Origin of the sequence: Neolewinella aurantiaca (assembly GCF_008014675.1) — a bacterium.
Lineage (GTDB): Bacteria > Bacteroidota > Bacteroidia > Chitinophagales > Saprospiraceae > Neolewinella > Neolewinella aurantiaca.
Map to the genome: position 1 here is coordinate 1 of NZ_VOXD01000061.1, position 10,626 is coordinate 10,626.

The 10,626-nt window shown below is 50.9% G+C and carries 9 protein-coding genes; 7 read left to right on the forward strand and 2 right to left on the reverse strand.

Going from position 1 to position 10,626, the window contains the following annotated elements:
- Positions 1–180 precede the first annotated feature (180 nt).
- The 7 genes from FUA23_RS21620 to FUA23_RS21650 all read left to right on the forward strand — a co-directional run bounded on the left by FUA23_RS21620 (position 181) and on the right by FUA23_RS21650 (position 7,824).
- Entirely contained in the window at positions 181–1,098 is a 918-nt protein-coding gene (locus FUA23_RS21620) for an HlyD family secretion protein (protein ID WP_147932865.1), read from the forward strand.
- Between the two features lie 3 nt (positions 1,099–1,101).
- The gene (locus tag FUA23_RS21625) at positions 1,102–1,431 is read left to right on the forward strand and encodes an HTH domain-containing protein (RefSeq protein ID WP_147932866.1); all 330 of its coding nucleotides are present in this window, start codon (positions 1,102–1,104) and stop codon (positions 1,429–1,431) included.
- Between the two features lie 143 nt (positions 1,432–1,574).
- The gene (locus tag FUA23_RS21630) at positions 1,575–2,627 is read left to right on the forward strand and encodes a hypothetical protein (protein ID WP_147932867.1); all 1,053 of its coding nucleotides are present in this window, start codon (positions 1,575–1,577) and stop codon (positions 2,625–2,627) included.
- A gap of 127 nt (positions 2,628–2,754) precedes the next feature.
- A complete protein-coding gene (locus FUA23_RS21635) occupies positions 2,755–5,103 on the forward strand; it encodes a TonB-dependent receptor (protein WP_147932868.1) in 2,349 nt (782 codons plus the stop codon).
- A complete protein-coding gene (locus FUA23_RS21640; RefSeq protein WP_147932869.1) occupies positions 5,097–6,014 on the forward strand; it encodes a DUF4249 family protein in 918 nt (305 codons plus the stop codon). The genes FUA23_RS21635 and FUA23_RS21640 overlap by 7 nt, the downstream gene beginning before the upstream one ends.
- A gap of 335 nt (positions 6,015–6,349) precedes the next feature.
- A complete protein-coding gene (locus FUA23_RS21645; protein ID WP_147932870.1) occupies positions 6,350–7,162 on the forward strand; it encodes an aldo/keto reductase in 813 nt (270 codons plus the stop codon).
- A 179-nt stretch (positions 7,163–7,341) separates the two neighbouring features.
- A complete protein-coding gene (locus tag FUA23_RS21650) occupies positions 7,342–7,824 on the forward strand; it encodes a GNAT family N-acetyltransferase (RefSeq protein ID WP_147932871.1) in 483 nt (160 codons plus the stop codon).
- A 205-nt stretch (positions 7,825–8,029) separates the two neighbouring features.
- Here FUA23_RS21650 and FUA23_RS21655 read toward each other — a convergent pair whose 3' ends face one another.
- A complete protein-coding gene (locus FUA23_RS21655; RefSeq protein WP_147932872.1) occupies positions 8,030–9,292 on the reverse strand; it encodes a glutamate-5-semialdehyde dehydrogenase in 1,263 nt (420 codons plus the stop codon).
- Between the two features lie 284 nt (positions 9,293–9,576).
- Complete coding sequence (locus FUA23_RS21660; RefSeq protein ID WP_147932873.1) at positions 9,577–10,338, reverse strand: T9SS type A sorting domain-containing protein; 762 nt, start codon at positions 10,336–10,338, stop codon at positions 9,577–9,579.
- Between the last annotated feature and the right edge of the window lie 288 nt (positions 10,339–10,626).

Genomic DNA, 10,626 nt, shown 5'->3' on the forward strand with positions numbered 1-10,626 from the left:
AAGTGGATGGTGAACCAAACAAGCGTTTCTTGGGTCAGGAATCTGATCGACTCCAGGTAATGGATCAAGGGGGAGATTGGTCGTTTCCTTATTTTGCATGACTCAATAACGGAAAACAATCCCGGCTAGATTAATTTTATAGTATGCGTTAGCCCTGGGGGCCGGGGGAGAGGGGAACGTATGGTGTATCCCGCCCCAATCCAAACCCCAATAACCACCCTCCAAACCATCCTCCGCGCCCACGCCAGCTACCAACAAACCAACGGCCTCGCGGCCGAAACCACCGCCTACGAACGAGAAATAGCCGACGCCCACCGCCTCAGCAGATCTCTCGGTCGCCAGGTAGAGCTCTACGAAAAAGAACTCGGCTACCAACAAAAACAGGCCGACCGGATGGCCGATCTCGGCAAAGACGGCATCGTCAGTACCCAGGAGGTAGAACAGGCCGCCGCCCAGACCGTCGGTGCGCGCCGCCAGCGGGAAGTGCTCGTGAGCAGCGACATTCAGAATCAGCTACGCGTACAGCAACTCCGCCAGCAAATCCTGCAACGCCGCCTCGCCCACCGTGAACAGTTGGCCGACTTCGAGCGCCAGCTCCTGGTCCAGTTAAAATTGCTCCGCACCGCGCTGGATGAATTTCGGGACCGTTACGTACTCATCGCTCGCGAAAGCGGAACCCTGAGCTGGCAACCGACGGTGCGAGAGCAGGCGACGGTCAGCCCGGCCGATCCCATCGGTTACCTGCTGCCCGCGGACGGGGATGATAAAGTAGTAGCCCGGCTACAACTTCCGTCCTTAGGCCAAGGGAAAATAAGCCTGGGCGATAAGGTCATCCTTGACTTTTCCGCCTACCCCTCCCGCGAGTTCGGGCAGGTAGAGGGCCGGCTGACCGCCCTGGCCCCGGTCGCCCTGCCAAACCAACAAGGGGAATACCTCCGCCTGGCTACGGTAGCCTTGCCGGACACCCTGCTCACCTCCTACGGGAAAACCCTCCCGTTCCGCTATAACCTCTCCGGCACCGCCCGCGTCATCACCGCTGAGCGGACCCTATTGCAGCGGTTGCTGGACCAATTCCTTAACCTCACTAAAAATACCTGAACCATGGCTTTTACCGATACCCTTCTTCGTCTACAGCGGCTGGCGCACCTTATCCAACGTAAATCCACCGGTACTCCCCAAGAACTGGCGGACAAACTCGGCGTCTCCGTCCGCTCCGTCGACAACCTCCTCAACACCCTCCGCAACTTTACCGAGGTGGAGATCGAGTACTGCCGGGAGCGGTGCAGTTACTGCTTTGCTAAACCGGTTAAAGTTTCCTTTGACTTTATTATTCCGCTTGACTCGGGGGGTGATGTGCGGGGTGGGAGGAAGTTTATTTCGAATTTTTTTGTTGATGCAGAGTTTTTGCGGTGGGAGGGTGCTTATTTGTAGTGTTGATCGAGGTGATTGACGCCGGGGTTTGCTGAAAACCGGGATATTAAATAGATTAAGCAACGTTTAGTGTATTTGTTACTGATTTAAATAAAAAATATTTGTATTTAATTCAGTAGTAAAATCACCATAATACTTTTTATATGAAATACACATCTTTATCTATTAACCATAAAATAGAATCAAGCGGACGACAGCTCACCTTACTGCTGGTAGTATGCGTGATGGTTGCTGGGCTCTTCTCCTGCGAGAAGGATGCTGAACTGGCACCTGCCACGGAAGTAGAAGCTACATTTCAGGTAGTCCCTTATGAGGCAAGCTTTGAGGGTACTGATTTTGTCGTAGCCGATGGGCGCCTAAAGCTCAATTCTGAAAAGGAAGTTAGACAACTTATCTCAAAAATGAGCGAAAACCCCTCCGCAGCCTATAAAGTGTTTACTACGCTGGATGGATTTAAATCTTCCCGTGCCTTATACCTGGAGCTGATGGAGGACGAATCCCTTACGCAAGAAGACGTAGCTAAGTATAGCCACGTTCTGTACCTGCGTCAGGATGATACCGACACCTACGTAGACCATACCGTAGACGACCAAGGGGTGGAGCTACTCGCTAACGCCCGCGGATTGATGCAGGTCGGCGACTTTATCTACGACTACTCCGTTCGGGAAAAGCCAGTGAAGGTGAAGGTCGCGGACTATGATTTTAATAATGCCGATTTCGTTGCCGCTAACCATGCTTCAGCAGTGGTACTGGATATACACCGTACTCCGGTGGGTGCCAAAATTAATGTAGTAACTTGTGATAATACCTGGGATCGTAAAAACCGTTCTAAGGTCGTTGGCCAACTGGAAGATTCTCACGTATTCGCTTCTGGTGGTATTCTTTGGAATTTCAATATTCGTACTCGGTTTTACCGCAAACGGTTTGGAATTTACTGGGGTAAGCAAGCGGATGAGTTGAGATCAAACTGGGACTTATGGGTTGATGTTGAGCGGAATGGTGTGGACGAAGGACTACAGCACTTCGTAGGAAACCACACGGCCGCTAGTGGTGATCGCCAAAACACCCGTTTTATGATCCTTGAAAGAGTGGACGAAGACTCCGAATACGTCGGTGGCCAGCCAGGTCTGGATCGTTCTACTAATATTGCCCGGTATAGTGGCCAGTCAGGTAGTTGTAATTGCAACCTCAACTAAAGTTAAGTACATCAGGGAATTTTAGAAGTACTAGATATCACCAGCTGGACAAAGGCCGTCCGGCTGGTGATTTTCTAATGTCGTATATTAGCTTACCCGAATTTGAAGTTCCATTAACATTGTATATATGTATAAGTGCCTAAAATCAGCTGCGTTCACTTTAGGGGGTGATTTGTTTCAGCAAGCTAGCTTTTTATTGTTTTTATCTTTTTGCTCGTCGCTATCTGCTCAAGACTACCGTAAGATAAACGGGTTCGTCATCGAAAGAGCTACGGGTGAACCTATTATCGGTGCACAACTTATACCAGTGACGGGGGACGGTGCAACAACCACAAACGTAGAAGGATATTTCCAAACATTAATCGACGCACCTGCGCTGATAGTTCAAGCTTTTGGGTATGCGTCAGATACACTGGTACTCAGCAAATGGGAAAATTCGGGGACTTTTGGCATGTCTTCTTACACCTTTTCAACAATAGAAGTTCGGACGAATAAGGCTGACGTGATTCGAGCGCCTGGAAGCATTCAACCTAAACTGGAAGATCTGCGTAACTTACCCTCTCTACTTGGAGAGCCGGATTTACTGAGGTCGATCACAATTTACCCTGGAGTCAGCAATGGAGTAGAGGGGACCACGGGATTACACGTTCAAGGTGGGTCTCCCGATCAAAATCTAATGCTTCTTGACGGTGGGACGATCTACAATAGTGGTCACGTTTTTGGGTTTTTGTCTGTATTTAACCCGGATATTGTCAGTTCAGCTGAATTATACAAAGGTTATATTCCGCCAAGTTTCTCTGGGCGGCTTTCTTCAGTACTAGATGTTACTACTAAAAGTGGACAGCTAGATCAAGCTAGCTACCACGCCTCGTTCGGCCTCGTCAATTCTTCATTCTCCGCTCAAGGGCCAACGGGAGCATTGAAAAGAGGGAGTTTTATTTTCGGAATCAGAGCGGCACATTCTTTTCCGCTAACGGCCCTTGCAGGCATATTCTCCGCCGAGGAAAACGAGGTGAAATTGCTTGCGGGTATGTACGACGTAAACGCAAAATATACCCTACGCGGGAAGCAAGGCACGCAATTAGCACTCAGTCTTTATTCCGGGTCCGACTTATTAAGAACAAAAGATGAAAACGATAATGCGACCAGTGTTTTCCGCCTTGCCTATGGAAACCAGATTGCCTCTGCCAAGTATACCGTGCCGCTTTCTATCAGTTGGTTTGCACGTACTAATGTCTCTTTTAGTAACTATCGTAGTGAACTCCTCCTGCGTTCTACCCTGGAGGATGGGGGGACGAATGAATTGAGTAGCATAGGTTCGGTCGGCGAGTTTAAACTGCGTCAGGATTTTTCGACTACTAATCGATTGGGAACTATTCGGTTGGGCGTGCTGGGATCCGCACGAAACTCAACTCCATTACGCCTGGAGGGTGATGATCTTGGAGAAGAGATAGCTGAACCAACAGCCTCTTTTAAAAACACTAAAATCTCCCTTTATGCAGAGTCCGTATCTACAGTAGGAAAGTTTACATTAAGCGGAGGTGTTAACCTTAATCGCTATTACCTTAATGGAAGCGACTTTAAATACAATGGTATAGAACCTCGTGCTGGTCTCACTTTTGCTGCGACACCAAAGCTTCGCTTTTCATTTGGCTTTTCCAAAGCACTACAAGACCTACATTATCTGCAAGGAATTGGCGCAAGTCTTCCCTACGACGTTTGGTTGCCAGTGACGGAAGATACGCCAGCGGAAGAATCAGAGAATTACACTGCGAATACTACAATGAATGGGAAACACTTCGACTTAACGCTGGGTGGGTTTTATCGAAGAATGAATCAGTTGGTAACTAGTCGGAATGCCGGATTCTCGGTATTCAATGGTAATCCGAATGATTATGAAGATCAACTTTCGAACGAAGGGAGGGGGTCGGCTTACGGTGTTGAGTTGTTTTTTGAACATAAAAAGAGAGACAACAAATTTTCCTTAAGCTACACCTGGATGCGATCTCTTCGGGAATTTTCAGAAATTAACGGAGGTACTCAATTTCCCTACCGATTTGATCGACCGCATGACCTGCAAATAACATTGCAGCGTAAGTTGTCAGAAAAATGGAGCTTGTCCAGTTCCTTTACGCTACAATCAGGCGCACGATTCACGACTCCGACGGGCTATGTCATTGGCATAACCGGTGAGCCCGTACCTGTGTTCCAGAAGCGAAACAATAGCCGGCTTCCCATCTACCATCGATTAGATGTGATGTTCTCCCGCCACTTCTCCACGGCGAAAGGGAAGATAGCAAGACTCGACCTGGGCCTGTACAATGCTTATTCAAGAGCGAATACAAGTTTTGCTACCATCCGGCAAGAATTTTACAGGGAAGACTTCTTCGGGCCTATTGACGGGCAAAGTATTTTCTTTCTGAAAGGCTCCGTACTTCGTATTATCCCGACAATAAACTATTCCCTAAAATGGTAGACAAACCTTTTCGCATATTTTTATTTCTGGTCTCGCTTTTGCTTGTTTCATGTACTGCCGGGATATTAGAAATAGAAATTCCTTTTACCCGGCCAGAAGTTGTAGCTAATGGACTCATTCTAAATGAACGAAGTGAGATAAGACTTACTTATTCAGTTGATCCAAACGATACAATTCGCATGAATGATATACCTATAGTTACAGGTGCCGAGGTAATCCTCTCCGGTGAAGACGGAAGCCAGTACGAACTTAGTGAGGCCAGACAAGGTGAGTATGTCACAAACGCTCAATTATCACAAGGGGACAGGTTTACCCTCACGATTGAGGTTCCAGACGAGAATGAACCAACCATCGTCAGGGATTTGGTCCTTCCTCCGGAAGTGTTGGATTTGAGGATTACTTCAACTGCTACAACCGTAGACGAAAGCGATTTTATTCTCAAGCGTACTGTATTTAGCGGTGTTCTGACTTATCGTCCGCAAAACGGAGAGTTGTCAGACATGGTAGTTACGCCTTCTTTTAAGGGGGGGAGAGATTATGAATTTGTCGGAATGACTACTTCGTTCTCCGAAGATTTTATCAATGCTTGTGGGATGGTTGAGGGCAAATATCTATCTTGGCCAGGAGCTTGTTTCATCAGCGAGGAAGAAATAAGTATCCCGTTTCAGTGTAGATTTGAGACATCTTTAAACCAATCGACCGGCCAAATAGGTACGGTTCCTGATTCGCTCTTTTTAGATGTTCTTACCGTGCAGCCAATCCTTAACCAACATCTTAACTCCTTGGTGAATTCTAACGACGCTTTCGATCAGGTTTTTACCGTGCCAAATATTTATGTTACTAACGTTGAAAATGGATTCGGTGTAGTGAGCGGGGCAACTGGTAGTCAGTTTGATTTTCGATTACGTTAACAATGGTCTGTTGCGACTTGAGTGCTTAAGTTGGATAAAGAAGCCTCGAGTGTAGTCCGGGGTGGGTGAAGTCTCACGCGCAGCCCGGTGACGGTGAAACCTCCCACGCAGTCCGGAGATGGTGAAGCATCGAGCGTAGTCCAGGGTGGAGCCGCTTCAGGCCGAGTCCGGGAGAGTAGCCTAGCGCGTAGTCCGGGGAAGGGCAGCCAACAAGACCGGTCAGGGGGCGAAGCTGCGATCTCCGTCCGAGGTAAACTCGCTCCTTCAACTCCCCCCCGCACCCGCGCTCCGTCGCCCTAAAAAACATCTCCCCCTCCAACAATGTTACTCCGGGTATGAAAAACATTAAACTAAACAACGGCCTCGAAATGCCCCAACTAGGCCTGGGCGTATGGAAGGCCGACAACGGCCAGGAAGCGATAAACGCCATCCACTGGGCGCTCGACGCCGGTTACCGCCACATCGACACCGCCAGCATCTATAAAAACGAAGAAGCCGTCGGTGAAGCGCTGAAAACCACTAAGGTTCCGCGCGAAGACATCTGGCTCACCACCAAAATCTGGAACGAAGACATCCGTAAGGGCCGCACCACCGCCGCCCTCGACGAAGCCCTCGCCCGTCTGCAAACCGACTACGTCGACCTCCTGCTCGTCCACTGGCCCGTAGACGGCTACGTCGCCGCCTGGAAGGAATTCGAACAAGCCCTGGAAGCCGGGAAAGTCCGCGCCATCGGCGTCTCTAACTTCATGGAGGAGCACTTGGAAGACCTGCTGGAACACGCCACGGTGAAGCCCGCCGTCAACCAGATCGAGTACCACCCCTACCTCGTCCAGGCCGACGCGATCAGCCTCTGCGATATGCACGACATCGCCATCACCGCCTGGAGCCCACTCATGCAGGGGAACTTCAAGGACGAGCCGCTCTTCGGGGAAATCGCCAAAACCTACGGTAAATCTCCCGCCCAGGTAATTCTTCGCTGGTGCCTCCAGAACGACATCATCGTTATCCCGAAGTCCACCAACGAGGGCCGCATCCACGAAAACGGCGACATCTTCGATTTCGAACTCTCCGAAGAACACATGGTCGCCATCGACGAACTGGAGCGTGGCCACCGCTTCGGACCCGACCCGTTGGATTTTGACTTTTAGCTCCCTACCCCCAAAGGGGGAATCCGAGTGCCGGTTTGATTTGCGGCCAACGCCCATTGGCTTAACTACCAGACGCTAAATCATAATTGCTAAATTGCCGCCTCTAACACCTCTAACGTCTGAGCCGTCTCCCCTCTCCCGAGGAGAGGGGCCGGGGGAGAGGGAAAAACCAACCAAGCATGAACTTAACGTTCCACCCACTCGAAAACACCACCACCTCCTTTTTTCACGAGTTGTTCCACTCCTCGTTCTATAAGCCACCGGGTGAGCCCGCACTGCCATTTGAAGCTATTCGTAATCCGGAATTTCGCCGCTACTACGAATACTGGGGCAAGGAAGGAGACTTGGGTTTTATCGTACAAAAAGACGGCGAAGAAATCGGTGCCATATGGTCTCGTCGCTTTGCGAAGGAAGAACCCGGTTATGGTTTCGTTGCGGATGATGTATCTGAATTCGGGATTGCGATCAAAAAGAGTGAGCGCAGCGGCGGCATCGGTAAAAAACTGATGAGTCACTTCCTCGATGCACTGCGTGAACGTGGAGACAAGCAAGTCTCGCTCTCCGTTCACGGAGACAATAATGCTGCTCAATGGTACCAAAGGATGGGCTTCCGAACCGTCGCTTTTGACGGGAAGACGATGACTATGGTGATGGATTTATGAGTCTGGAGTTAGGAGTCGGGAGTTATGAGTCGAGAGTCGGGAGTTGCTATTGCGGGTACCTCTTAATATCGCTATGCTCATTCGCTTTGGGTGAGCAAGCGTAGCGCCGCGAACGGCTTGAGCGGTAGCGACTCCCGACTCCCGACCCCAGACTCCAGACTCCCGACTCATAACTCCCGACTCCTAACTCCCTAATTTCTAGTTTCTAGTTTCTAGTTTCTCCCTTTCCTTCCACCAGCCATTTATAACTACACAGCGTCGCCAGCCCCATTGGTCCGCGCGCGTGCAGTTTTTGCGTGCTGATGCCGATTTCTGCGCCGAGTTCGAACTGCCCGCCGTCGGTAAAGGCGGTGCTGGCGTTGGCGTAGACAACGGCGGCGTCGACTTCCTTCAGATAGCGGGTTTTGTTGGCTTCGTTATCGGTCACGATGCTTTCGCTGTGGCGGCTGCCGTAGCGTTCAACGTGGGCGATGGCCTCGCTGATGTCGTCGACGGTTTTTACGGAGAGCTTCATGCTCAGGAACTCGGTTCCGAAGCTCTCGGTGTTCGCGCGGTGGAGTAGTTCTGCGGGGTACTTCCCGTTCAGGGCGGCGTAGGCCCGTTCGTCGGCAAAGACTTCGCAGCGGTGCGTCTGGCCGAGTTCCTGCAGCATGTCGGGGAGGGCGCTGACGCGGGTGCAGTGTAGGAGGATGCAGTCCAATGCGTTGCAGACGCTCACTCTCCGGCTCTTGGCGTTGGTTACAATTGCTTTGGCCCAGTCGGGGTTGGCTTCTTCGTCGATGTACGTATGGCAGATGCCCGCTCCGGTTTCAATCACAGGGACGGAAGAGTTGGCCCGCACAAAATCGATCAGGCCCTGGCTTCCGCGAGGGATGATGACATCTACCAACCCGTCGGCTTCCAGGATGGGCTTGAGCGCTTCGCGCTCCGGGGGAGCGAGGTAGCAGGCTGGGGGCATTCCGCTGTTATCCAGTGCTTCATCGATCAGTTTTTTGATGGCAATGTTGCTGTCCCGGGCATCTCTGCTTCCCTTCAGTACCGAGGCGTTGCCTGCTTTCAGGTTCAGGGCAAACACATCAAAAGTTACGTTTGGCCGCGATTCAAAAACGATACCTACAACGCCAATCGGGACGCTGATTCTCCGCAGCGTCATATCGTTACCTAGTGTACGGTTTTCGTGTACCACTCCGAGCGGAGAGGGCAGTGCGGCTACGCGGCGGAGATCGGCGGCGATGTCACGCAGGCGGTCTTCGTTCAGCAAGAGCCGGTCGTACTTTGGGTTTTCGGGGTCCATCCGCGCCAGGTCGAGCGCGTTGGCGGCTAGCAGTGATTGGATGTTCTCCTCGGTGAGGTCGGCCAGGGTGCGAAGGCAGTCGTTCAACTTCTCTTCCGGCTGGCGGTTCAGGGCGGCAGCGGCGGTGCGGAGCTGGGCCAGTTCTTGCAAAATTGTCTGATCTGTAGCCGTCATATTTAGCTATGTATGATTTATGAGGTGGAATTTCCGATGCAATTACCCGAACCGCCAAAGCTGGTTGCGACATTAACGCTACTAAAAAATCATTAGTTCCGACTAGTAAGACCCAGGGAGGGGGGATCTCACGATCCTCTGTCTTCTTCCGGCGGAGCGCCGGGGCTGGCAACCGCTGGTCGCGTCCTTGTTCTTTTCATGACGCGACTTGAAGTCGCTGTTCCCCATAGGTGAAGGCGACCGGGGATGATGATCCACGAAATGTATAGAACAGAAATATTGAACTACGCCCCGAACTGACGGTGCAACAACCGCAGCGTCTTGAGCTTCTTTCCCTTATCGTCGTAGATGGAAATGAGGTAGAGTCCGTCGGGGAGGTCTTCCACATCGTAACCTTGCTTACCGTCGGGGCGGTCGTACTTGCGCAGACGATTGCCGAGGGCGTTGGAAACTTCAACGCGGCCGATTTTGGTGCCGGGAGGCGCTTCTACAAAGAAGCGTTCGCGGGCCGGGTTGGGGAAAAGATTGACGGAAGTAGGAACGGGGCGGGAACTGAAATTACCACCTCCTTGTCCGGAAGTTGAAGGGCTACTGCCTGAACGTTGAATAATTTCTGCGGTGACCGTAGCCTTACCAAGCATATTACCTGGGTTGGAAAGGTCGAAGAACTGAACTTCCACCCGACCGTCTCCGGCTATGCCTGCGGGTTCAAGTACCACCTGAAAGGTAGCGGATGCACCGGGCCTGAGGGATACAGGGCGGCTACTCTCCTGATTTGCGGCGGAAAGGACAAGCGGTGAGCCCTGACTGAACGTACCGTACTTCCAAGGACGTGGCTTACCGATCACTACCTGCTTTTTGGTCAGCTGTACCGTCCCTGAACCAGTGTTGGTAACCGTAATCGTTGTGATGTCCTGATAGTCTTTGTCGAGATCATCGACGACTACGTCTTTAGCTACATTAGCCGGTTCTACGCGAAGTACGCTCTGTTGCGCAAAGCAACAGGTGCACAGAGCCATGAACAGGGCAAAGAAGCTGAGTTTCATAGTTTGAATCTATCTTGGGATTATGTAAATCGTAACCGGTTTGAATGGCTAATGTTAACAAAGATGAGAAAAAAATAAATAAGCCAGCAGGTATTACTACCGACTGGCTTAAATATCATGCTTTTTTAACTAAGACGACAAAACGAATGGCCGGTGTGTGTATCACAATGGTCCGCTACGATTTTAGGCTTCTAAAAAAGGGTAGGCCCTTAACTTGGTGATTCTCACACCTACCAAGAATGACCTACCCGACGAAAATCGAAACTCTCGCTGCCCAAATATTGCAAA

Excerpts from the sequence above, each read along its gene's own strand:
- FUA23_RS21620 (WP_147932865.1), top strand. The coding sequence starts at position 181 with ATGGTGTATCCCGCCCCAATCCAAACCCCAATAACCACCCTCCAAACC.
- FUA23_RS21625 (WP_147932866.1), top strand. The coding sequence starts at position 1,102 with ATGGCTTTTACCGATACCCTTCTTCGTCTACAGCGGCTGGCGCACCTT.
- FUA23_RS21630 (WP_147932867.1), top strand. The coding sequence starts at position 1,575 with ATGAAATACACATCTTTATCTATTAACCATAAAATAGAATCAAGCGGA.
- FUA23_RS21635 (WP_147932868.1), top strand. The coding sequence starts at position 2,755 with ATGTATAAGTGCCTAAAATCAGCTGCGTTCACTTTAGGGGGTGATTTG.
- FUA23_RS21640 (WP_147932869.1), top strand. The coding sequence starts at position 5,097 with ATGGTAGACAAACCTTTTCGCATATTTTTATTTCTGGTCTCGCTTTTG.
- FUA23_RS21645 (WP_147932870.1), top strand. The coding sequence starts at position 6,350 with ATGAAAAACATTAAACTAAACAACGGCCTCGAAATGCCCCAACTAGGC.
- FUA23_RS21650 (WP_147932871.1), top strand. The coding sequence starts at position 7,342 with ATGAACTTAACGTTCCACCCACTCGAAAACACCACCACCTCCTTTTTT.
- FUA23_RS21655 (WP_147932872.1), bottom strand. The coding sequence starts at position 9,292 with ATGACGGCTACAGATCAGACAATTTTGCAAGAACTGGCCCAGCTCCGC.
- FUA23_RS21660 (WP_147932873.1), bottom strand. The coding sequence starts at position 10,338 with ATGAAACTCAGCTTCTTTGCCCTGTTCATGGCTCTGTGCACCTGTTGC.